Source organism: Streptomyces sp. AM8-1-1, assembly GCF_032229325.1.
Taxonomy (GTDB): Bacteria; Actinomycetota; Actinomycetes; order Streptomycetales; family Streptomycetaceae; genus Streptomyces; species Streptomyces achmelvichensis.
Window position 1 is genome coordinate 356,429 of record NZ_CP135086.1, and the last position, 21,682, is coordinate 378,110.

The following is a 21,682-nucleotide window of genomic DNA, read 5'->3' on the forward strand; positions in this document are numbered from 1 at the left end:
GCCGTGCGATCCAGCTGCTCGTCGAGCCGAAGAGCGGCGCACAACCGGGCAAGTGGGTCGGCTTCGGCGGGAAGTTCGGCCTCGTCCTCAGGATGCCCGGGTGCCCCCGGTCACAGCAGTCGCCGGATGTCGCCACGGACCCGGTAGAAGCCGCCCGACGCCGGGTGCAGGGCGTCGACCGCGTAGCGCGTGCCGGCTTCCCGGATGGCTCTGGGGAACTGCACGTTCCACGACCGTTCATAGCCGTCCGACAGCACATGGACCCGGGTCCGGCCGCCTTCCTGGACGCACTCCACGATGACCGAGCCGGCGGGTGCGGTGCTCACCGTCGTCACTGCCGCGACCGTCGTCGCCGGTTCGTAGGTGGGCAGCGCCGCCGCGAGCTTGACGTCCCTGGCGACAGGGACGGTGCCCTGCTGGGCGGCAGTGATCGCGGCCTCGCTCGCGTCCACGCACACCAGGGAACCGTCCGAGGTCACCAGATAGAGCCGCTCGTCCCGGTACTGCATGGAGAGTGCCGAACCCGCGCCCGTGCCCAGCTTCCACAGACGCGTGCCGTCCTCGGCGAAGCAGTACACCGAGGAGGCGGCATCAGCGGCGAAGACGAAGCGGCCGCTCGGGGAGGTCGCGCAGGAGTACACGGTGCTGTCGCACGCGTACACCGCTTCGACACGGCCGTCCTTCTTGGCGAGGCGCTGGACCTTCCTGTGTGCCGTGCCCGCGTAGACGGCGGTGTCCTCCTGCCAGCCGAAGAGCACCGCGCCCTGGCTGTCGGTGTGCCAGATCTCGCCGCCTCCGTCCAGGGCGTACGCCGTCACACCTCGGGTGTCGCCGTAGTAGACGGCGCCGCCGTCGGCGCGGACCATCCAGGCGTGCTCGCCTCGGCCACCGCGGGACCACTGATGTTCGTCCTCATGGTCGATGACGGTCAGCCGGCCGGACCGGTCGGCCACGTTCAGCACGCCCTCGTGGATGTCCAGCCAGAAGATGTCGACGTCCGCGGCGATGTCGTAGGCGGCGAAGGGCAGCTTCGACGACAGGTCGTACACCCGGCCGTCGTCACAGCCCGCGTAGATCCAGAAGTCGTCGGCGACCAAACACTTCACCCCGTCCGGGAGAGAGAAGCGGGCCTGGACCTCGCCGGCGTGGCTGAGGGTGTACACATCACCGGCCTGGTTGCCGACCCAGCAGCGGTCGTCGTCGACATGGATACCGAAGGCGGATGAGCCGGTCCTGAACCGCCACAGGACCGGCGCGACCGCGCGGGCGGTCGAGGGTGCGGAGGTGACCGCGCGGCGGGTGACGGAGCGGGCCGCCCGCTGCCCCTGGACCGCCGGGGCATACCCCTTGCGGACCTTCTCGCCTATCTTCTTCGCTGCCGCGGCGCGCGCCTTGTCCGCGGTGGTGAACGTGGAGGACTGTGTCTGCCCGGCGGCGCCGATCCGTCCGTAACGGACCGACACCACCAGTCCGTCGACGGTTACTTCGTAGAACTTGTGCGCGCCGTCGCCGTCCTGCGACAGCTCCAGATAGGTCTTCGTCGTCATGTCGAGAACGCTAGAGCAGGCCACTGACAACGGGCCGGGCCGAGGTGCAGTTCGCGGTCCTGCCGGGCTTGCCCTGCCCGGCAGGATCCGAGGAGACGTGCCCGTCTGCTCAGCACTGAGGGCGGGGATGTCGTCATGGCGAACGCTGCCGCCCGGTCGGCCAAGCCCGGTGAGTTCTTCCATCCCCGGCCGCCGTACGTGGCGTGGTCGCGGACTTCGACGGCTTCCACGAGTCTCGACTATTCAAGAATATGACTATTCTTATCCTTGAGTAGGATGGCTCCGAACACGACGCAGGAAGCGAGAGAGCGATGAGAGAGCGGGCGGAGGGAGTGCTTCGATGGCTCTGAGACATGCTGTGCTGGCGGCCCTGCTGGACGGCGAGTTCAGCGGGTACGAGCTGGCCAAGGCGTTCGACCTGGGCGTCGCGAACTTCTGGCACGCCCTCCCCCAGCAGCTCTACGCCGAGCTGGCCAAGCTGGAGAAGGACGGGCTGGTCACGGGCCGCCAGGTGGTGCAGGAAACCCGGCCCAACAAGCGGCTGTTCACGGTCACCGATGCCGGGCTCGCCGAATTGGAGCACTTCGCGGCAGCCGCGTCGAAGCCCTCGTTCATCCGGGACGACCTGCTCGTCAAGGTCCAGGCCGTCGACCGCGTCGACGCCGGGTCGGTGATCGAACAGCTGGAGGCGCGCGCGGCGGCCGCCGAGTCCAAGATCGAACTGCTCGCGAAGCTGCTGAGCCGCATGCGTGGTGACGCGGACGAGAAGGAGTTTCTGCTCCACGGCGAGCCCGTCGGCCCGTACCTGACCTGCCGGCGCGGCCTGGTCTTCGAGGAGGAGCACCGGGACTGGTGCCTGAGCACCGCCGCGGCTCTGCGGGAGCGGCAGGTGTCCCGTGCCGGAAACTGAGCTCGGCGAGTCACTCGGACCCCGCGTATACGAGCGCTACGTGGCCCTCGGCGACAGTCAGACCGAAGGGGTCGGCGACGGTGACGACATCGCCGGGCTGCGCGGCTGGGCCGATCGGCTCGCGGAACTGCTGGCGGCCGCCGACCCGGCGCTCCGGTACGCGAACCTCGCCGTACGCGGCCGTGTCGCCCGCCAGGTTCGCGCCGAACAGCTGGAACCCGCCCTGGCCCTGCGCCCCGATCTGGTCACCGTCGTGGCCGGGGTCAACGACATACTGCGGCCGCGGTACGACGCCGCGGAGGTGGCCGGGGAGCTGGAGGCGATGTTCGCCGCGCTGACGGCGTCCGGGGCCCACGTGGTCACGCTCGCCTTTCCCGACCTCTCGAAGATCGCGCCCATGGCCCGCCCGCTCGCGCCCCGGTTGACCGATCTGAACGCCCGGGTGCAGGCAGCGGCGTCCCGGCACGGGGTCACAGTCGTCGACACCGGCGGGTACGCGGTCACCACCGATCCGCGGCTGTGGACGGTGGACCGGCTGCACGCCGGCCCGCTCGGCCACGAGCGGATCGCCGCTGCCGTAGCCCACACCCTCTGTCTGCCCGGCAGTGACGACACCTGGACGCACCCGCTGCCGCCCGTGTCGGCCCCCGGCACGGTGCAGGCGCTGACGGCCGAACTGCGCTGGGCCGCCGGTTTCCTGGGTCCCTGGATCGGCCGCCGCCTACGCGGCCGGTCCAGCGGCGACGGCCGTTCGGCGAAGCGTCCGCAGCTGTTGCCCGTCGGTCTGCCCGGGCCGCAGGCACCTGGAGAAGGCGGCGCCCGTTAGCCACGTCGGAGAACCGACGGATCGGGTTTCGTCCGACACGGCCATCGGACAGATGCCTGCGAGGGGCAGGGCAATGCCGAGTACGGCAGTGCCCTGCCCCCGCCGCGGGCGTCAGGGCACTTGGTGGGCCGGGATGTCGGCCGCCCGGAGGTGCTGATGCAGGGGGTCAGCGTGCCGGAGGCCTGACAGGTCGAAGTCGCCCCGGCAGCGCCGTAGGAGCCGGTGAGATCATCGAGGTGTCGACGTCAGTCACGAGGTCGTTCTCCTAGGCCTCGACGCGTGCTGACATGGTGCCGGGCCGGTCAACGGCAGTGCGGGCAAAGCACCATAGGGACGCCCCTGTCGAACTTCGTCAGCACGAGCCCAAGGTGAGGCACCTACAAGGCTCTGTGCGGCCACGATGCCGCCGTAGCCGATCGACCTGGCCGCGCACCGCGCCTCCTCCAGGCGACGCCGGCCGAGACGGTGAGAGAAGCCCATCCGGTCCCGACTCAGCAGCCCGCACGGGGCAGTACGGCTAGCGCGGCGTGGTGTCGTCGGGCCTGAACGGGCCGCCGTGGCCGGGCACGATCACGTCCGCGGCAGTCATCACCCGCAGCCGGGAGGCGCGCAACACCTCACGGTCGGGGGCCACCGGGTCGTCCGCCGGGCCCTCCGAGTGCCACCACAGGTCACCGGCGAACGCCACCACGCCCGTGTCCGTGCCGGCCAGCAGAGTGATGTCCTCAGGGCTGTGTCCCGGTGTGCGGATCAGCCGCAGCGACGGGGTCAGTTCGTAACCCTCCGCGTCACGGTTCTTCCACTGGTCGCCCTGGTACTCCACCTTGTGGTCGTGCACGGTGGCCCGTTGGAACAGGCCCACGTTCATCGTGTTGTCCGGGTGGTGGTGGCTGAGTACGACATCGGTGATGTCGTCGGGGCCGAGCCCCAACTCGGCGAGCGGGCCGAGGATGTCGTCGCGGCTCGCCACCATGCCGGGGTCGAAGATCACATGCCGGCCGGCGTCGGACACGTAGGAAACGGTGGCGGCGACACCGGGGCCGGTGGAGCCGACGTATCCGGTGGTCAGGATCGTGTACACGGCACTACGGCCGAGCGGTGCGTCTGTCATGGCCTCAATCCTTCCGGCCTGGTCCACTGCTCACCAGTGGCACAACTGCCGCTGATCGCAGGATTGGTGCCACACTGAGGTGTGCCTCCCTTCGTGACCGTCGCCGCGTACGTCCCGCCCGGAGTCGGCATGCTCGCCGTCGGCATCGTCGCCGAGGTTTTCGGTCCGCACGGCGAAACACTGCCCGGCTTCGACTTCACCCTGTGCACCGACCGGCCCGGGCCGGTTCCCACCGACCTCGGCCTGCCGCTCACCGTCACGCACGGCCTGGACCGGCTCGCCACAGCCGATCTGGTGATCGCTCTGCCGTGGACCGGATTTCGCACACCCCCCGCTCCCCCTGTACTCGAAGCGCTGTCGGCCGCGCACCAGCGCGGCGCACTGGTCGCGGCCCATTGTGTCGGCGCTTTCGCGCTCGCCGCCGCCGGACTGCTCGACGGCCTACGGGCCACCACTCATTGGCGATTCGCCGAACTCCTCGCCCGCCGCCACCCCGAAGTCACCGTCGAGCCCGACGCCCTCTACATCGACGAAGGACGCATCATCACGGGCGCGGGAGCCGCCGCGGGCTTCGATCTCTGCCTGCACCTGCTGAGGCGGGAGCACGGAGCAGCTATGGCCAACGCTGTCGCCCGCGACGTGGTGCTGCCCTCCCACCGCGACGGCGGGCAGGCACAGTACCTGGCCGCCCCCCTCCCCGAAGACTGCGACGACGAGCGTCTCGCCGAAGTCCTCGCCTGGGCCCGCGAGAACCTCCACGAGCCTCTTCCCGTCGCGGAACTGGCCCGGCGTGCCGTGATGAGCAAACGCTCCTTCGCCCGTCGCTTCACCGCCGCGACCGGCACCACCCCCCACGCCTGGCTGCGGAGCCTGCGTCTGACCAGCGCCGAGGAACTCCTGGAGACGACGGACCTGCCGGTCGAGGAGATCGCCCACCGCGTCGGATACGGAAGCGCGGCCGTCCTGCGCGAACAGTTCGTGCGCCGCCGGGGCGTACCGCCCCGCTCCTACCGCCGCACCTTCACGAACACGCCGTAACCAACACGCCGTAACCAACACGCGGTCAGTGTGCCGTCGCTGTCAGCGCCAGAGTCCCGTGACGGCGAACGCCGTACCCGGAGCGCACAATTGACGTGCACGGTGCCGCCGTCTGGCGATAAGGGCGCCACCCCGACATCCCCCATTCCTGCTCCTCAGAGGTACCGAGGTTCTACCGGCCGCAAACGCCGGGCCGATTGGCCGATAGTCCCGGGTCGATGTCGAGCCGAAACGGGCCGGCCGGGGCACTGGTCTCGCCGGATTGCAAGCGTCCTGCCGTTCTGCGTGCGCAGAGGCAGCCGGCCTTGGCGCGCTATAAATGCCGCCGCCCGGATGAACCAGACACTCCTTATGAGTTTGAGAATTGACACTCCATCACACCATGAGAATTCTTGACCAGGCCAATAATCCCCGTTCATCAGGCGAGGAAAAATGCTTTCCATTTCGAAGTGGGGCGTGGCGGCAGCAACAGCCCTCTCGCTCGCAGCTCTCGCGGGTTCCGCCTCCGCGTCCAACGATCCGAACGACCTGGACCGGGACTGGAGCGTCAAGCGCACGGAGGTCATCGATCTGACGTCCAAGGGCTCAGCACCCACCATGGTCGACAACGGGGCACCCGGAGCCGGGGTCGGCGACCAGATCATCATCACCGCGAACCTCTTCCGCGGTGGTGCCGCCTATGGCACCGAGGGAGCGGTGTGCACCCGAGTGGCAGCACAAACCAACCTCTGCACAGGCACTTTCAGCCTTCCCCGGGGACAAGTGGCGTGGCAGCACCTGCAGACCATCACTCCCGGTGCCCCGCCCAGCGACTTCGACCTCGCCATCACCGGCGGCACCGGCGCGTACGCCACCGCCCGTGGCCATGGTCACGTCGCCCGCGTCTCGCAGGCAGGCGGAGCCCTCACCCTCTACGTCGTGCGCTGATCCCTCCCGGCCACCACACATCCACTGGACCGTCCCCGCGCGTGCGGCGAGCAAAGCCACGTGCGGGGATGCGGCTTCACAGCGACGGCACAAAGCGGCGTCCCCCCTTTGCACGGTCTGCGTCTCGACGCCGGCACATGATCCGGCTCAACCTCTGTTCCACCGTGCAGGCTCAGTCGATGCGCATCGACGTGACTTCGTAGGCGACGGCCGAACTCATCGTCGGCCCGCGGCAGGTCAGTTGATGCGGAGGTGTGCGATAGGCACGCACCTCGACGTCGAGTGCCGGCGGGTGAGGCGGGCGGCCGGTGAGGCGAATCCGCCAGCCGCCGCTGTCGCGAGACGTGCCGGCGACCGCCCAGTCATGCCGGCCGGCCGGGCCGAAGCGTCTGAGCGCCGCTGCGACCGCTGCCTGCTGCGGCGGGAAGAGATCTGTGTACCCGCGCAGATATCCGGCGTGAATACGCCCGGCAAGGTGCTCTTCGACCGCTGCGACAGACGACTTGGCATCGAGATCGCCGTAATAGACACCGTCCGGCGCGACGACGACGTTGGCGGCGAACCGGTCACCGCCGACGTGCGTGCATTCCCACACCAGATCCGGCCAGCGTTCGCTCAGGACACGGCCCACGGGCCGTCCTCGTACGGCGCAACAGGTGTCGTGCCGCCCGTGGGTGCAGACGAGGAGCACCGGTGGAGCGCCGAGTTCTCCGGGGGCAGCGAGGGCTCCGACGATCTCCGCCAAGTCCTCGTCCCGTTGCCACGTGCCCCATTGCTGGCGGTAGGCGCCGGACCTCTCGTGGCGCAGCACCGCCCAGCGACCAGGCCCCTCGCGCGTGGAGCGTGCGTGCCGCCTGACCAGAAGGATCCGTGCGCGTGCCGCCTGGGCGGCGGTGAACACCAACTCTTTGATCCTGGGCTCCAGATCGAGGCCGTCGAAGCCGTTGGCCGGCCACGCGCCTCGGTACTCGATGAGGACCCAGACCAGTCCGTGCGGCGCTGTACCCACGATCGAGTCGCCGCGTATCCGGGCGGCGTCGGAGCAGAAGAAGCGTTCTGGCGCAGTCACCGCGGCGACGTCACGGTTCGGCGGGCATCAGTACGCCCGCGCGCAGCAGTCTCCGGACGAGTTCGACCCCAAGATCACCGGCGGTGCTCACCTCGCCGTCGAGCAGGCGGGTCACCGACGGCAGATCGGCTTCCGGGAAGTCGAGCCAGCCCACGCGTGTGCTCAGGCGCGGGCCTTCCAGCCGCGCCTCCAGGGCTGCGCGGAGCCGCACCGGCGACTCCGGGCGGAGGCCGTCGACCGCCTTGAGTTGGGCCAGCGGTCCCAGCGGCGCCGGACGTCCCTGGCCTCGGCGCGTGCGGTGGAACAGCGGGGCGGAATCGGCGTCCGTGACGGCAGCGACGAGGCGTTTGCGGACGAAGTCGATCTCCTCGGCCGGCCCGTCCACGCCGAGCGGCAGGGAGCGGCGCATCTGGAGGTCGTCACGCAGCATCGCGAGTGCGGACTGGACCAGGTGTTCGGCCAGGGTGTAGCGCGTCCAGGTGTGGATTCCGAGCGTCAGGTGGGTCGATACGTTTCCCTGCGCCTGGGCGGCGTGCAGCCAGCCCCGAGGCAGGTAGAGGGTATCGCCGGGCTCGAGCACCGTGTCGATGTGGGCCTTGCCCTTCGCGGCCTCCGCCACGGCCGAGCGGTGATCGGTCCAGGGCTGATCGCGCAGTGGGTCGCGGTGGACGGGCTCGTGGATGACCCAGCGCTTGGTGCCCTCGATCTGAAGGACGAAGACATCGTGGATGTCGTAGTGGTCGTCGAATCCGCGGTTGTGCGGCGGAGTGACGTAGGCATTGGCCTGCACGGGATGTCCGAGCTCCGTGCTCAGCCGGGCGCTGAGGTCCGCGATCGGCTCCCATGTGCGCTGCAGAGCCTGCAGAACGAGCGTGGCGCCGTCCGCGAACGCGCGCCACAGGGCCGTGTCGTCGAGCTGGTCGGAGATGGTGGCACCGACCCCGGCAGGCGAAGTGAAGGACTGCTCGGGCAGCGTGGAGCCCTCCTTGGCCACGCGGAGGAAGGGCGTACGCAGTCCGCGGCGCGCGATCAGTTCGTCTACGGCTTCGGCGGAGAACAGGTCGGAGAAATCGCTCGCGCGGCGTGTGAACAACGCTGTCCGCGCCCAGACGTCACGGGCGAACTCCTCCTGACTCAGTCCGGTCAGCCGTGTTTCCAGAACCCCGGCGCCTGGTGTGGCGCCGGTGCTCTGAAGTTCGGTTCGGAGGGAACTCAAGAGCGGCTGCCGGACTCGCCGGCGCCACCGTCGGCACCGCCGTCATGAACACCGGGCGTACCGGCCGCACCGCCGTCCGCGGGCCCCTCCGCACCACCATCGGCACCGCCGTCTGCACCACCGTCATGGACACCGGGGGCGCCGGCCGCACCACCATCTGCGGGACCTTCGGCGCCACCGTCGGCACCACCGTCATGGACACCGGGCGTACCGGCCGCACCACCGTCCGCCGGACCTTCGGCACCGCCGTCGGCACCGCCATCATGAACACCGGGCGTACCGGCCGCACCGCCGTCCGCGGGCCCCTCCGCACCGCCGTCAGCACCGCCATCGGCACCGCCGTCATGAACACCAGGTGCACCGGCCGCGCCACCGTCCGCGGGCCCCTCTTGCTGGTTCGGATCCTGTTCGGCGTCAGCCATCATTCCTCCTGGGAATCCAACGACCGGGACCGGGCTCCCCAACTGGCATCTGATCGTCTTACGGGCGATCCCGGATGGGCATTGCCCGTAATCACCGTATCGCTCCAGGACGAAAGCCTCGATTCGGGCAGAGCGGCGGATGAGTCACTCAGTACGGGGGTGGATCGAGCCGGTTCGGACCTCGGCCCGGCCGTCCCCTCGCCTGGAAGCCGCGGCGACCTCACCCAAGCCACGCGAACGGTCACGCTGGGTTATCGCTGCATGTCGTACAGCCCTTCCTCACTTCGGCCGTCGGGGAACAGGCCGCGATGAGGGAACGGCTGAGGCCCCGTAGTTCGGTGCGGAGGCCATCCGGCGCGGCGCCTGAGGTCGTCCGGGGGCAGTGGGCGAAGCCGCGTTCGACCCGGGGCACGTCCGGCGGCCGGGGTGCGGTTGGCCTCCCGTTCGGCGGGTGCGAGCTGCGGGCACGGGTGGCCTCGAAGCCGGTGACGACCACGGAGGCGTCCCCGTCTCCGTGGCATCCGGCAACGGGGCCTCCGCATAAACCCGTTGGCGAGCCACGGCGACCGCTGCTAGCTTTCCGGAGGCCGTGCGAATGAACGAGGAGGTGGTACCCGTGAACGCTGTATCGACATGGGTGCTCCCCTCCGGGGTCACGGTCGGACGATAGGTCGTCCGGGAGCGCCGTTCAGGAGCACTCCCGAAAGGCACGACCATGCACTTCACTTTTGAACAACGCCTCGACGACGGCGTCCTCGAACGCGAATTCACCCTCGGCGAGATCCCCGGCACCCTGTGGACGCCTGAGTCCTCCGCACCGGTCCCGCTGATCCTGATGGCCCACAACAACGGCCTGCCCAAGCGGGAACCCCGGTTGGTGGCCCGGGCCCGGCACTCTGCGGCGTGCGGCTACGCGGTGGCCACCATCGACGCTTCCGGGTGCGGTGACCGGCCTCGTTCCGCCGACGAGGAGCAGGCTCGCGCCGAACTCCGCCGGGCCATGCAGGCGGGCGAGCCGGTCGATGAGATCTTCGAATCCTTCATCGGCCCGCTGGTCGAAAGGGCGGTCCCGGACTGGCGGACCACCCTGGACGCCCTCCTCTCGCTGCCAGGGATCGGCGGCCCCGTCGGCTACTCGGGGTGGACCGCCGTCGGCATCCGGCTGGCGGTGCTCGAGCCCCGCATCGCGGCCGCCGGCCTCTTCGCCGGGGGTTACGTGCCCCGCGCCCAGCGCGAGGAGGCCCGGCAGGTCACCATTCCGCTGTTGTTCCTGCTGCAGTGGGACGACGAAGGGAACCCCCGGCAGCGGGCCCTGGAGCTGTTCGACGCTTTCGGCACCAAGGAAAAGACGCTGCACGCCAATCTGGGCGGGCACACCGGCACCCCGTGGTTCGAGGTGGAGGACGGGAACCGGTTCTTCGGCCGGCACCTGAAGTGAGGCCGGGCCGCCAGGCCGACAGCTGACAGTAGGCGCCGTCGGCCAGGACGCCGTCATCGAGGACAGGTCCCGGCCCTCCTCGGTGGCGGTGGCCCCTGGCAACAGCGGTGCAATGCACTCCGCTCTCGGTCCGAGGTCGTGCCCTCGCCATGCTGCTCCGAGGGGCCGATCAGGATTCCCGCACCACGCCGACCGCCGGCACGGATGGCGAGGGGTCAGGGGCGGCCGGCTCCCAGAGTGAGCCGGGACCGTGGCTCGACCGGCTCGTCGCGTGCTGCTGCCCACAGGGAGCGGACATGCCCGAGGTGCCTGGCCATGCATGCCTCCGCGGCGGCCGCGTCGCCGGAGAGCATCAGGTCGAGCAGTTCGATGTGCTCCTCGGCCGAGGAGATCAGCCGGCCCTGCTCATCGAGCCCCCTGAGGCCATAGAGCCGGGACCGCTTGCGCAGGTCCCCCACCGTCTCGACGAGCCGGTCGTTGCCGGCGAGGGCGAGCAGGCCGAGGTGGAACCTGCGGTCGGCGTCCAGATAGCCGATGAGGTCGTGGTCGCGGGCCCGCGCCACGATCTCCTCGGCCAGCGGGCGCAGTTCCTCCAGTTGCCCGGCGGTGGCGCTGCGGGTGACCCGGCCGATGGTGGGCACCTCGATCAGCGCCCGCAGTTCGGTGTACTGGTCCAGGTCGCGCTCACTGACCTCGGTGATCCTGAAGCCCTTGTTCCGTACCGGTTCGACCAGGCCCTCCCGGGCGAGGTCGAGCATCGCCTCGCGCACGGGAGTGGCGGAGATGCCGAAGTCGGCCGCGAGAACGGGCGCCGAGTAGACGCTGCCGGGCCGGAGTTCGCCCGCCACGAGCGCCGCGCGCAGTGCGTGGGCGACCCGGTCGCGCAGGCGCTCCTGGGCCGGGATCAGGTCGTCCTGCTTCAGCTGGCCCATGGCGCTTCCTCCGGGGGTCCGCGGGAAGCGCCAGCGTACAATGTCACGTTGCGCTGCCCGCAGGTACCGGGCACATACTCGGGGGTCGGCGGGCCGCACCGCTCAGAGCAGAAACCCTCCTGGGAAAGGGTCGGACGGGTCGAGGAAGTACTGCGCCGTGCCCGTGATCCACGCGCGGCCCGTGACGGTGGGGACGACGGCGCTCAAGCCTCCGACCGTGGTCTCCCCGACGAGCCGGCCGGTGAACTCGGTGCCGATGAACGACTCGTTGACGAAGTCGCGGTGCAGCGGCAGCAGGCCCCGCGCGTGCAACTGGGCCATGCGGGCGCTGGTTCCGGTGCCGCAGGGCGAGCGGTCGAACCAGCCGGGGTGGATGGCCATGGCGTGCCGCGAGCGTCGGGCATCGGAGCCCGGGGCCGCGAGGTAGACGTGTTTGAGGCCGCTGATGGCCGGGTCCTCGGGATGAACAGGACGGTCGGCGGCGTTCACGGCGTCCATGACCGCCAGTCCGGCGGCGAGCAGGTCGTCCTTGCGGGCCCGGTCGAAGGGCAGGCCGAGGGAGTCGAGATGGACGACAGCGTAGAAGTTGCCGCCGTACGCGATGTCGTAGGTGACCGTGCCGTGGCCGGGTACGTCGACCTTGCGGTCCAGGGCGAGGCAGAACGCGGGGACGTTGGTGAGGGTGACGGAGCGGGCCGCACCGTCCTCGACCTGCACGTCGACACTCACCAGCCCGGCCGGGGTGTCGAGGCGGACGGTGGTGACGGGTTCGGTGACGGCCACCATGCCGGTCTCGACGAGCACGGTGGCCACGCCGATGGTGCCGTGGCCGCACATGGGCAGCAGCCCGGACACCTCGATGTACAGGACCCCGTAGTCGGCATCGGGTCTGGTCGGCGGCTGGAGGATGGCTCCGCTCATCGCCGAATGGCCGCGCGGCTCGTACATCAGCAGCGTACGGATGTGGTCGAGGTGTTCGATGCAGTGCAGACGGCGCTCGGCCATCGTGTCTCCGGGGATCACGCCGACGCCGCCGGTGACGACGCGGGTCGGCATGCCCTCGGTGTGGGAGTCGACGGCGTGGAAGACGTGACGCGTGCGCATGGTTTCCCTCCTGGCCGGGTTGTGCGCCTGTTCGGACGTTCGTGGTTCACCGGTGGCCTTCGGCCAGCGCCTTCTCGGTGGCCGCCCTCACCGCGGCGTCCTGCTCGGCCGTCAGTGGCGTACGCGGCGGGCGGGTGGGACCGCCGGGGCGGCCCGCCAGGTCCATGGAGCGCTTGATGGCCTGGACGAACTCGGTCCGCGAGTCCCAGCGCAGCAGGGGATGCAGTTCCCGGTAGAGGGGCAGCGCCGTCGCCAGGTCGTGGCTGACGGCAGCCCCGTAGAGGGTGACGCAGGAGCTGGGCAGTGCGTTGGGGTATCCGGCGATCCAGCCGACGGCGCCGGCAAGGGCGAGTTCCAGAAGGACGTCGTCCGCGCCGATCAACAGATCGAGGGACGGCGCGAGTTCGGCGATCTCGTAGGCCCGGCGCACATCACCGCTGAACTCCTTGACGGCGACGATGCTGCCCTCGTGATGGAGCCGGGCGAGGAGGGCCGGGGTCAGGTCGACCTTGGTGTCGTAGGGGTTGTTGTACGCGACCACGGGCACACCCGCCCGGGCCACCTCGGCGTAGTGCGCGGATACGGCGTCGTCGTCCGCCCGGTAGGCGTTGGGCGGCAGGAGGAGCACCGATCCGGCCCCCGCCTCGGCGGCGTGCTCGGCCCAGCGCCTGGCCTCGGCGCTTCCGTACGCGGAGACGCCGGGCATCACGCGGTCGCCGCCTCCTGCGGCCTCGACGGCGGTGTGTACGACGCGGGAGCGCTCGTCGTCGGTGAGGGTCTGGTACTCGCCGAGTGAGCCGTTGGGGACCACGCCGTCGCAGCCCTCGGCCAGCAGCCGGGCGACGTGTGCGCCGTAGGCGTCCAGGTCGACGGAGAGGTCCTCGCGGAGCGGAAGGGCGGTGGCGACCATGAGGCCGTGCCAGGGTCGGGTGCGGAGGGCGGGTGCGGATGCAGTTGTCATGGGCGCTCCTTGGGTGAGGTGTGACGGTTGCGGGGCGTGGCCCGGTCCTGCGGCGTCCAGGGATCAGCTGCCGGGGTCGCCGATTCCGGATGCGCCCGTGCCCGGCAGCTGTGCCAGGTTGCCCAGGAGGACCGGGCAGGACAACGGACGGCTCTCGGGGGGTGGTTCCCGGCCTGCGAGCGCGGCCACCGCGGGCGCGCACATGCGGCCCTGGCACCAGCCCATTCCGGCCCGGGTCAGCAACTTGACGGTCCGTGAGTCGGCGGCGCCCAGCGTTTCGACGGCTTCTCGGACCTCGGCGACCGTGACCTCCTCGCATCGGCACACCGCGGTGGCCGGGGCGAGCCACTCGACCCAGCCTGGCCCCGGCCGGTGCGCGGCGGCCATCGTCTCGGCGAAGGCCCGTCGACGGGCGCGGCGACGGGCAAGAACCCTTGCACGCGGTGGCAGTTGTGTTCCCTGCAGCTCGTGCGCCACGTCGCGACCGGCCAACCGACCTTCCAGCAGGGCCAGTTCCACGCCGCCGATACCACCGGTCTCACCGGCGGACCAGATTCCCGGCACCGAGGTACGCTGCCGCGTGTCGAGGGCCAGAGCGACGGTCCCGTCCGCCGTCCGCCGTACGGCGCAGCCGAGAGCGGTGGCGAGCTCCAGCTGCGGCACGAGTCCGTGGCCGACCGCGAGCGCGTCGCAGGGGATGCGCCGCCCGGTGCCCGGCACCGGGCGCCAGGCGCTGTCGAGCCGCTGGACGGTCACCCCCGTCACCCGGTCGGTGCCGTGCACGGCAGTCACGGCGTGCCGGGACAGCACCCGCACCGAGCGGCGTGCCAGACCGGCGCCGAGACGGGCGCCTTCCAGCGCCTTGCCCGGGTTGACGGCGAGTGTCCCGAGCCGGTCCGCGTACGCCGTGTAGGCGGCGGCCTCGACGATCGCCGGCACGGTGGCACCCGCCGCCGCGAGCGAGGCTGCGACAGCCAGCAACAGCGGGCCGCTGCCGGCCACCAGCACGCGGCGGCCCGGAAGCACCAGGCCCGACTTGAGCATGGCCTGCGCCCCTCCCGCCCCGACCACACCGGGCACTGTCCATCCAGGGAAGGGGATTTGCCGCTCGTATGCCCCGGTGGCCAGCAGCAGCGTGCGGGCTCGGACGGTCACCGCCCGCTCCTCCTCCCCCGCGACCGCGTGCAGCACCCAACCGCTCCCGTCCGCCTCCGGCAGCACGGTCCAGACGTGGTGGGCGGGCAGGTACCGGATACGGCCGGCGGAACGGTGCCGGCGCAGCCGCTGCTCCCATCGGGTCCAGGCACGCCGCTTGAGGTGCGGCACGCTCGGTGTGCGCGCGCCGAGCTCCGGCGCCGCGTGCCGGTGGTACTGCCCTCCGGGACGGTCCGCCGCGTCCAGCAGGACCACGGTGACCCCGAGGTCCGCGGCGGTGACCGCGGCGGTGAGCCCGGCGGGTCCCGCCCCGACCACCGCGAGACCTGCGGGCTGCCCGCCCGTCGCGCGCCCGCGGTCAGACGGCGAGTTCGGCATGTCCGGTGCCCTCCTGGGTGGTGACGGCGTCGCCGGGGCGGGCCCGCAGGAGACAGGCCCGCCGGTTGGGGCGGCCGTTGACGGTCGCGAGGCAGTCGTAACAGGACCCGATACCGCAAAAGGCGCCGCGCGGTGCCCCGCCCTTGCGGGTGGTACGCCAGGCGAGGATGCCCGCGGCCCAGAGCGCCGCGGCGATACTCTGCCCGGGCAGCGCCCGTACGGGGCGTCCGTCGAAGGTGATCTCGAAAGGCGGGCCGAGCTCGGCCCGTTCCGGATCTGCGGGTGACCGGCTCAACGGTCCGCTCCTGTCGGTCGGTGTGCAGAGTCCTCGAAGCGTTCGGGCGCGAAGGGCGCCGGGTCCAGCGGTGGCCGTTCACCGCACAGCGCGGCGGCGATCAGCAGTCCCGTCGCCGGCGCGAGACCGATGCCCGCGCCCTCGTGGCCGCAGGCGTGGAAGAGGCCGGGCACGCGGGAATCGGGGCCGATGGCGGGCAGATGGTCCGGCAGATAGGGCCGGAAGCCGTGGTAGGCGCGCATCACCCGGACGTGCGCGAGCAGGGGGAAGAGTGCCGCCGCCCGGGCGGCGAGGCGGCGCAGCGCTTCGCCGGACAGGCCACGGTCGAAACCGACGCGTTCGCGGGTGGCACCGATCAGGACGGGCCCGGCGGGTGTGCCCTCGACGACGGCCGAGGACTGCAGGGCTGCCGAACCGCTTGCGACGTCGGCGATGTAGTCGGCCGCGTAGACCTTGTGGCGTACGACCCGCGGCAGCGGTTCGGTGACCAGGACGAAGCCGCGACGGGGCAGCACCGGCAACGTCGTGCCGGCCAGCTCGGCCACGTGACCGCCCCAGGTTCCGGCAGCGTTGACCACCGCCGGGGCGCTGAGCTCGCGACGGGCGGTGCGGACGCCGCGGACCGTGCCGTCCGCGCCGGTGAGGATCGCGACGGCCTCTTCGTCCAGGTACCGGTCGCAGCCGGATGCGTGCAGCAGATGCGCCGCCGCGCGCGCGGGCTGGACCTGGGCGTCCTGCGGGTAGTGGAAGCCGCCCGCGAGCCACGGGGCGAGATGGGGTTCGAGCTCGCCCAGTTCGTCGGCCGTCACTTCACGGGCGTCGACCCCGGCCGCTCGCTGTTCCTCGGCGAAGCGACGCAGTGCGCCCAGGGCCGCCTCGTCGGGCGCGACGACCACGCCACCCTTGGGCTCGTACTCGACGGACGCCGGGAGAACCGCGGCCAGTTCACGCCAGAGCCGCACGGACAGCAGCGCGAGCTCGAGCTCCGGCCCGGCCGCCTTGTCGGAGACGAGCAGGTTGCCCTCGCCCGCGCCCGTGGTGCCGCCGGCGACCGGACCGCGGTCGACGACGGCCACACGGAGTCCGGCGCGGCTCGCGTAGTAGGCGCAGGCGGCTCCGACGACGCCGGCACCGATGACGACGACGTCGTGGGTCTGTGTGCTGGACACCACTGAAATGTGTCACTCCTCCGCTCCGGCGGTGGGGAATCCGCTCAGGGACCGGGTCGGCCCCGGCCCCTGAGCGGCTGGGTCAGCTGCGCAGCGGGCCCTCGCAGTGGTAGGTCGAGGTGCCGGCGCTGCCGTCGCTCCAGATGGCCACCTCCCCGAACGAGCAGTTCATGTCGGCGAGGTTGTTGGATGCGGCGCCGGCCCGGTCGAGAATGAAGTGGTCGACCGTCTCGGACATGTCCCGGAAGACGTGGTCCGGTGATCTGGCGTCGGTGAGCCGGGCGGTGACGCGCCCGGTGCAGGAGAAGCGGCGCATGGCCGCCTCACCGGCGTCGACGCACGTGGGTCCGGCAGATGTCGCGTTCTGGAAGAGCGAGGCGACGGCGACCGTCGAGTTGTCCCGCAGCTGCCCGTTGGGCGTGTACTGCGTGTCGGGTACGAACAGGTCGTCGACCTCGGCGATCCGCGCGTCCAGGAAGGCGTCGTAGCCCTGCTGGATCGTGGCGTCGTCGCCGAGCCGGTCGCGCCAGGCGTCGAACGCTGTCGGGTCGTCGGCCCTCAGGTGCCGGTACATCTCCCGCAGGAGCGAAGGTCGTTCGGTCCACAGGTACTCGAAGAACGTGCCCGCGTAGTCGTAGAAGCGGAAGCCGTCCCCGTCGTACGTGGCGTGCAGCAGCCGGTCGACGCTCATCCTGGGGCCGCCGCCCGCCGTGTCGTCGATGACCCCCTGCACCAGGGACTTCCGGACAGCGACGCCGTCGTCGCGGGTGGCGCCGTCGAAGAACTCCGCCGTTCCCTCGTCCATCGCGGTCGTGCGATCGCCGCTGTACCAGGGGCCCTCCCCGAAGTAACCAGGTACGGCGAAGCGGCCGTTGAGGTAGTGGACGTACTCGTGGCGGAAGAGTTCCTCGAGGGTCAGCGAGGAGTCCTGCGGTACGCGGCGCTGGTACGTGTAGAAGGTGGCGCCGCGCTCGATGTAGACGCCGCCGTTCTCGGTGCCCATGCCGGTGAGGATGGGGTGGTAGACCTCGTAGTCACCGCGAGAGGCGTACAGCACCACGTTGAGCGCGGTATTGGTGTCGCCGGCCAGCGGTTCCAGGGTGCCGAGCACCCGGTGGAACTGTGCTTTGACCTGCTTGGCGGCGTAGTAGAGCTGGTCCACGGTCGCACGGTCCAGGCCGGTGCGCACCTTGATCGCTCCGCTGTCGTACGTGTAGGTGTGCGGGAAGATCCGGCGTTCGATGTCTTCCTTGCACACGCTGTAGGGCTTGCACGCCTCGTAGAAGTTGAGCCAGGTCACCAGCGAGGCCCAGGGCGCGGCCCCGCGCCCGAAGGTGGCTTCGGTGACGGGCAGAAGGGCCCCGAGGTCGGGGACGATCCCCGCGGTCAGGACGGTCACCTGGCCGAAACGGCCGTACTCGCCGAGGGCGTCACGGGCGACCCACGCGTTGGCGGTGCCCTTGAGATGACCGTGGCCGGAGAAGGCGCGGAACGCGGCCCGGTAGGAGGGGTTCTGTGTCACCACATTGTGGAACGCGGTGTCGCGGTTGCCGGGGTAGATGCCCAGGTAGTTCACCGAGAGCGCGGCCAGCGCGGCGCCGCCCCAGGAGGCGTCGTCGTACTGCCCCTTGTGGTAGCGGTCCATGGTGACCAGGACCTTCTTGATGAGCGCGAGTTGACTGTGGCGCAGTCCGGGCGCACTACCGGTGTAGAGCGCCTCGCGCAGGCTCTCGGCGTTGGTCCTGGTGACGTCGAACGTGCGGGCCGCGGTGCCGAACGCGTTGACGGCGCGCCGCATGGCCTCGGTGGTCGGGACGTCGGTGACGTCGATCTCGGTGCGCGAGAAGTCGTGGTACGCGACGGCGTGGAGATAGGTGAACATCTCCAGCAGGTGGGTGGAGTTGCGGCCGTCGTGCGCTGCGGCGAGGGACGAGGCCCGGCGGCTGACGGCCTGGACATGGACGTCCGACATGACGCGCTTCAGGCGCGGGTCCCAGGTCCATATGAGGGTGCCGAGGCAGCCGTCGGCGGTGACGGACGGATCGGCGAGGAAGTCGGCGAACTCCTCGGGTGCGAGCGCCGTGACCACATCGAGGGTGCAGGGCACAGCGGTCGGGCCGGACGCGTGCTGCGGAGCGGGGGTGCTGCGCCGGCCAGGTGTGCGTGCCTGCGGCAGACCACCGGGCGCGGGGGCGGCGGTGGGTGTGGAGCGGGGTGCACGGGCGAGGCGTTCCACCTCGTCGCCGGTGCGGTCGGAGGGCAGCGCTTGCGGACGGGCGGCCGCGGGCGGCGGGGGTTCGACGGCACCGGCCTGCCCGAGCGGGACGAGCAGTAACGCGGCGATGGCGCCCGCGAGGAAGGGCGCGCGCATCGGTCTGAGCTGGGACACCTGGACTCCTGTATGGGAGGTGGGGGTGGTGCAACAGCGGACGAAGCGTCCCGAAGTGCCCGCACGGGCAAGGGTGTTGAGGGGCAGGTACGACGGTACGCACCCGGTAACATAGTAGTGTGCAATTTTACTGGCAAGGGGTGCGCGGAACTTGTCCCGCCCTGCGGGCCATCGACGCCACGCACAACCCTGTCTGACCGTTCATCACCATCAGCCGGGCAGGAGGCGGCCCGCCTGCCGCCCCGCCAGCTTGGGCACGCGTGCCGGGGCAGGTGGTCGACCGTCGCTCGGGCAGCCGCGAGGCCGTCACTGACCTGCGGAGAGACCGCGCTCGGCCACAAAGTCGTTCTCATCGAACCGTCGGACCGGCCTGCGTGACGATCTTCGGTGGCTCCAGGGGCGGACTTGTACGGGCGTCGGCCTGTCCCCCTTCAGACAGTCCCGCCCGCTCGGTCCGCGCCTGCCTCGCCATCCTCGGCCTCGGCCTCGGACTCGGACGCCTGGCCCGTAGGCGTCACGGTGGTCACCGTCGGCTGCCCCTTGCGCCACGTGACCGTCACCTTGAGAGTGGCCTTTCCGCCCGTCTCTGTCAGGACGCTCACCAACTTGCCGCTCTTCGCGGCCACTTCGATGCCGAACTCGAGCGCCACCTCATCAGGCGCCGCGTTGCGCAGGCCGGCACGGACGGTGCGGGTCACCGTGTCCAGGGTGCCGGAGAGGTCATCGAGGCGGCGGCTGACCGCGTCGCCGAAGCCGGTGTCCCGTGGGCCTTCCTCGTCGTCCGTGACCCGTACCCACATCGCCGTGCCATCGGGCATCATCGCCTGGACAAGATCGGACACCTGAGCTCCTCGTACGTCGCAACTCCCAACAGAACAACAAGGATGCCCTGTTCCGCGGACGAACACCGGAAGTTCTCCCTACACTCGGCCGGGGTCCGCAGCCAAGGGGGAGGCAGCTCATGAGTGACGCACGAGCCGAATTATCGCTGGAGAAGGTCTTTCTCTCGGACGTCGAGATCCACCGGCAGTCCCCCATCGCCAAGGCCACGGACCTACGGGCCCGGGTACTCTTCCACGTCCTGCTCTCCGACGTACTGCTCATCGGGGACTCCCAATGCCTCAACACACCGCTGTTCCGTGCCCTGGTGGATCCACGCGAGGCCGAGGTCGCAGCGCGGAGTGAAGCCGTACGGGCCGACCTGGGGACGCTTCTGGACGGCGGCCGTATCCGCGTGGCCCGGCGCGACGGCCAGAGCCTGGGCGCCGTCCGCGCCTCGCAGAAGCTGCGTGACGTGGAACATGTCCCGAGCGCCGGGTACGCCGAGGACATGGACCGCCGGACCGCCGCGCACCCCATCTCCTATCAGCTCGCCACCGTCGCCGCCGCCTTCAAAACAGGGGTTCTCGCCCTGGTGGAGCAGGAGTTGCGCGACGCGGACGGTGAGACGCGAAGGACGCTGGAGGCGGCCCACGCGTTCATGTCCGGCGAGAATCCGCTGTTCTTCAAGGCCATCAGGGACTGGGAAGACGCCTTCCAGGACGCTTCGGGCGGCCGGACACCCGAGGTGATTCTCGCGCTGGGCGCCGTCGACCGGGCGGCCGGGGAAGCGTACCGGCAGGCGCTGCCCACGGTGCTCGGCGCCTGCACCGCCGCACCCCGCGGCGCGCAGGCGGCCATCGGATCCTCCACCGCACGCGTCGTGCAGGAGCAGCACGCGCTGCCGGCCGGCATGCTCGACGAGTTCCTCCTCGGCCGACTGCCCGTCGAGGTGTTCCTGGAAGCGACCGAGCAGCCCTCCCGCAACGCCATGGTCCATGAACTCGCTCTCCTGCGGCGGGGCGACGGTCCGGACCCGGCGCGACTCGGCGAAGCGGTCACCGAGTTCAGCGCCTGGATGCAGGAAGCCTTCATCCGTACGTTCCGTGACACGGACGAACGTGCGCGAGAGGTCCTCGCCGGGAAACAGAACCTGATGCGTTTCGCCGTCTCCGAGGACGAGACGACGGGCGCTCTCGGCGCGGGACTCGATGTGTGGTCGACGGACGGAACGAGGGAGGACTACCTCGACGTACAGGTCCTGGACCGCAGCGTCCCGGACGCGAACGGCGTCGCCGGCCCGGAGCCGATGGACGAACGGCGCATGAGGCGTCGTCTCGTCCAGGGATCCGCCGTCGGCGGTGCCAGAGCCTCCGCCGTGGCGTCAGCCGCCGTCTGACAAGCTGCCGGCGGCCAGCGCGAGCGCGAGTGCCGCCAGCGTCACCCCGCAGGTGACGCTGCCCTTCTGCAGCCAGGTCAGCACCTCCTCGCGACTGGCCCAGACCGGGTCCGTGACCGACTCCATGGCCTCCGGACGAGCGGTGGACGCCTCCGCGTCGCGGACCTCCGCGGTGAACACGTGGACCCCCGTCTCGATGAGACCGGTGTCGGCGTGGACCGTCCCGATTCGGCGCAGCAAGGAGGCGTCACAGGCGTAACCGGTCTCTTCGCGGAGCTCCCGGGCCGCGGCGCGGGCGGGCGCCTCGTCTGCGTCGCACCCTCCCCGGGGGAATTCCAGGGACACATCACCGATCGGGTACCGGTACGTCGGGACGAACAGGTACCCGGCCGGCCCCGTGGGGACGACGACCACCCCGCTGTGGGACCACCGCCAGCGCAGATACCGGCCCTCGGCACCCGTGGGCGCCACCACCTCGTCGTTGAACAGCGTGCCGAACCGGTTGCCGAAGACCTCCACGGCCCTGCGGCGCCTGATCGGCTCGGGGACGGTCGGTGCATCCACTGCGTCATCCATC

Annotated in this window: 20 protein-coding genes; 7 read left to right on the plus strand and 13 right to left on the minus strand. The window is 70.7% G+C overall.

Annotation, left to right across the window (positions count from 1 at the left end):
• Window positions 1–110 precede the first annotated feature (110 nt).
• The gene (locus tag RPQ07_RS01560) at window positions 111–1,547 is read right to left on the minus strand and encodes a WGR domain-containing protein (RefSeq protein ID WP_313942140.1); all 1,437 of its coding nucleotides are present in this window, start codon (window positions 1,545–1,547) and stop codon (window positions 111–113) included.
• Between the two features lie 340 nt (window positions 1,548–1,887).
• On the opposite strand from RPQ07_RS01560, the gene RPQ07_RS01565 reads away from it, so the two are divergent.
• Both RPQ07_RS01565 and RPQ07_RS01570 read left to right on the plus strand, forming a co-directional pair.
• Window positions 1,888–2,457 (plus strand): PadR family transcriptional regulator, encoded by a 570-nt coding sequence (locus tag RPQ07_RS01565; RefSeq protein ID WP_313942141.1) that lies wholly within the window; start codon window positions 1,888–1,890, stop codon window positions 2,455–2,457.
• Window positions 2,444–3,283 (plus strand): SGNH/GDSL hydrolase family protein, encoded by an 840-nt coding sequence (locus RPQ07_RS01570; RefSeq protein ID WP_313942142.1) that lies wholly within the window; start codon window positions 2,444–2,446, stop codon window positions 3,281–3,283. Before RPQ07_RS01565 ends, RPQ07_RS01570 begins: the two co-directional genes overlap by 14 nt.
• 517 nt (window positions 3,284–3,800) lie before the next feature.
• Here the strand turns inward: RPQ07_RS01570 and RPQ07_RS01575 are convergent.
• Window positions 3,801–4,394 carry an MBL fold metallo-hydrolase gene (locus RPQ07_RS01575; protein WP_313942143.1) on the minus strand — a complete coding sequence of 198 codons (594 nt, stop codon included), beginning with the start codon at window positions 4,392–4,394 and terminating at the stop codon, window positions 3,801–3,803.
• A 129-nt stretch (window positions 4,395–4,523) separates the two neighbouring features.
• Between RPQ07_RS01575 and RPQ07_RS01580 the strand changes: the two genes are divergently transcribed.
• Together RPQ07_RS01580 and RPQ07_RS01585 are read left to right on the plus strand one after the other, a co-directional pair.
• Window positions 4,524–5,432, plus strand: a complete 909-nt coding sequence (locus RPQ07_RS01580; protein ID WP_313948745.1) for a GlxA family transcriptional regulator — start codon at window positions 4,524–4,526, stop codon at window positions 5,430–5,432.
• 432 nt (window positions 5,433–5,864) lie between these two features.
• A complete protein-coding gene (locus tag RPQ07_RS01585; protein ID WP_313942144.1) occupies window positions 5,865–6,359 on the plus strand; it encodes a hypothetical protein in 495 nt (164 codons plus the stop codon).
• A gap of 172 nt (window positions 6,360–6,531) precedes the next feature.
• Here the strand turns inward: RPQ07_RS01585 and RPQ07_RS01590 are convergent, their stop codons facing one another.
• Both RPQ07_RS01590 and RPQ07_RS01595 read right to left on the minus strand, forming a co-directional pair.
• Complete coding sequence (locus RPQ07_RS01590; RefSeq protein ID WP_313942145.1) at window positions 6,532–7,428, minus strand: sucrase ferredoxin; 897 nt, start codon at window positions 7,426–7,428, stop codon at window positions 6,532–6,534.
• 10 nt (window positions 7,429–7,438) lie between these two features.
• The gene (locus RPQ07_RS01595) at window positions 7,439–8,644 is read right to left on the minus strand and encodes a cupin domain-containing protein (RefSeq protein WP_313942146.1); all 1,206 of its coding nucleotides are present in this window, start codon (window positions 8,642–8,644) and stop codon (window positions 7,439–7,441) included.
• 44 nt (window positions 8,645–8,688) lie between these two features.
• Between RPQ07_RS01595 and RPQ07_RS01600 the strand changes: the two genes are divergently transcribed.
• On the plus strand, window positions 8,689–9,378 hold the full coding sequence (locus tag RPQ07_RS01600; protein WP_313942147.1) for a hypothetical protein: 690 nt from the start codon (window positions 8,689–8,691) through the stop codon (window positions 9,376–9,378).
• Between the two features lie 403 nt (window positions 9,379–9,781).
• Window positions 9,782–10,504 (plus strand): alpha/beta hydrolase, encoded by a 723-nt coding sequence (locus tag RPQ07_RS01605; protein WP_313942148.1) that lies wholly within the window; start codon window positions 9,782–9,784, stop codon window positions 10,502–10,504.
• 215 nt (window positions 10,505–10,719) lie between these two features.
• On the opposite strand, the gene RPQ07_RS01610 is transcribed toward RPQ07_RS01605, so the two are convergent.
• From RPQ07_RS01610 to RPQ07_RS01645, 8 genes are all read right to left on the minus strand, one after another.
• Window positions 10,720–11,436, minus strand: coding sequence for a GntR family transcriptional regulator (locus RPQ07_RS01610; protein ID WP_313942149.1), 717 nt, complete (start codon window positions 11,434–11,436; stop codon window positions 10,720–10,722).
• A 102-nt stretch (window positions 11,437–11,538) separates the two neighbouring features.
• Complete coding sequence (locus tag RPQ07_RS01615) at window positions 11,539–12,540, minus strand: proline racemase family protein (RefSeq protein WP_313942150.1); 1,002 nt, start codon at window positions 12,538–12,540, stop codon at window positions 11,539–11,541.
• 46 nt (window positions 12,541–12,586) lie between these two features.
• A complete protein-coding gene (locus tag RPQ07_RS01620) occupies window positions 12,587–13,501 on the minus strand; it encodes a dihydrodipicolinate synthase family protein (protein WP_313942151.1) in 915 nt (304 codons plus the stop codon).
• A 63-nt stretch (window positions 13,502–13,564) separates the two neighbouring features.
• Window positions 13,565–15,034, minus strand: coding sequence for an FAD-dependent oxidoreductase (locus RPQ07_RS01625; protein WP_313942152.1), 1,470 nt, complete (start codon window positions 15,032–15,034; stop codon window positions 13,565–13,567).
• Window positions 15,015–15,329, minus strand: a complete 315-nt coding sequence (locus RPQ07_RS01630; RefSeq protein ID WP_313942153.1) for a (2Fe-2S)-binding protein — start codon at window positions 15,327–15,329, stop codon at window positions 15,015–15,017. Before RPQ07_RS01630 ends, RPQ07_RS01625 begins: the two co-directional genes overlap by 20 nt.
• The gene (locus tag RPQ07_RS01635) at window positions 15,326–16,498 is read right to left on the minus strand and encodes an FAD-binding oxidoreductase (protein ID WP_313942154.1); all 1,173 of its coding nucleotides are present in this window, start codon (window positions 16,496–16,498) and stop codon (window positions 15,326–15,328) included. Before RPQ07_RS01635 ends, RPQ07_RS01630 begins: the two co-directional genes overlap by 4 nt.
• Before the next feature lie 82 nt (window positions 16,499–16,580).
• Entirely contained in the window at window positions 16,581–18,887 is a 2,307-nt protein-coding gene (locus RPQ07_RS01640; RefSeq protein ID WP_313942155.1) for a collagenase, read from the minus strand.
• A 431-nt stretch (window positions 18,888–19,318) separates the two neighbouring features.
• Window positions 19,319–19,729: a CU044_2847 family protein gene (locus RPQ07_RS01645; RefSeq protein ID WP_313942156.1), complete on the minus strand. Its 411-nt coding sequence runs from the start codon at window positions 19,727–19,729 to the stop codon at window positions 19,319–19,321.
• A gap of 119 nt (window positions 19,730–19,848) precedes the next feature.
• Between RPQ07_RS01645 and RPQ07_RS01650 the strand changes: the two genes are divergently transcribed.
• Window positions 19,849–21,105, plus strand: coding sequence for a hypothetical protein (locus tag RPQ07_RS01650; RefSeq protein WP_313942157.1), 1,257 nt, complete (start codon window positions 19,849–19,851; stop codon window positions 21,103–21,105).
• On the opposite strand, the gene RPQ07_RS01655 is transcribed toward RPQ07_RS01650, so the two are convergent.
• The gene (locus RPQ07_RS01655) at window positions 21,091–21,681 is read right to left on the minus strand and encodes an NUDIX domain-containing protein (RefSeq protein WP_313942158.1); all 591 of its coding nucleotides are present in this window, start codon (window positions 21,679–21,681) and stop codon (window positions 21,091–21,093) included. The two genes, RPQ07_RS01650 and RPQ07_RS01655, sit on opposite strands and share 15 nt — an antisense overlap.
• Between the last annotated feature and the right edge of the window lies 1 nt (window position 21,682).

Coding starts and splice junctions, on each gene's coding strand:
- RPQ07_RS01585 (WP_313942144.1), top strand. CDS start 5,865: ATGCTTTCCATTTCGAAGTGGGGCGTGGCGGCAGCAACAGCCCTCTCG.
- RPQ07_RS01650 (WP_313942157.1), top strand. CDS start 19,849: ATGAGTGACGCACGAGCCGAATTATCGCTGGAGAAGGTCTTTCTCTCG.
- RPQ07_RS01610 (WP_313942149.1), bottom strand. CDS start 11,436: ATGGGCCAGCTGAAGCAGGACGACCTGATCCCGGCCCAGGAGCGCCTG.
- RPQ07_RS01580 (WP_313948745.1), top strand. CDS start 4,524: ATGCTCGCCGTCGGCATCGTCGCCGAGGTTTTCGGTCCGCACGGCGAA.
- RPQ07_RS01625 (WP_313942152.1), bottom strand. CDS start 15,034: ATGCCGAACTCGCCGTCTGACCGCGGGCGCGCGACGGGCGGGCAGCCC.
- RPQ07_RS01565 (WP_313942141.1), top strand. CDS start 1,888: ATGGCTCTGAGACATGCTGTGCTGGCGGCCCTGCTGGACGGCGAGTTC.
- RPQ07_RS01575 (WP_313942143.1), bottom strand. CDS start 4,394: ATGACAGACGCACCGCTCGGCCGTAGTGCCGTGTACACGATCCTGACC.
- RPQ07_RS01560 (WP_313942140.1), bottom strand. CDS start 1,547: ATGACGACGAAGACCTATCTGGAGCTGTCGCAGGACGGCGACGGCGCG.
- RPQ07_RS01605 (WP_313942148.1), top strand. CDS start 9,782: ATGCACTTCACTTTTGAACAACGCCTCGACGACGGCGTCCTCGAACGC.
- RPQ07_RS01615 (WP_313942150.1), bottom strand. CDS start 12,540: ATGCGCACGCGTCACGTCTTCCACGCCGTCGACTCCCACACCGAGGGC.
- RPQ07_RS01600 (WP_313942147.1), top strand. CDS start 8,689: ATGAACACCGGGCGTACCGGCCGCACCGCCGTCCGCGGGCCCCTCCGC.
- RPQ07_RS01655 (WP_313942158.1), bottom strand. CDS start 21,681: ATGGATGACGCAGTGGATGCACCGACCGTCCCCGAGCCGATCAGGCGC.
- RPQ07_RS01620 (WP_313942151.1), bottom strand. CDS start 13,501: ATGACAACTGCATCCGCACCCGCCCTCCGCACCCGACCCTGGCACGGC.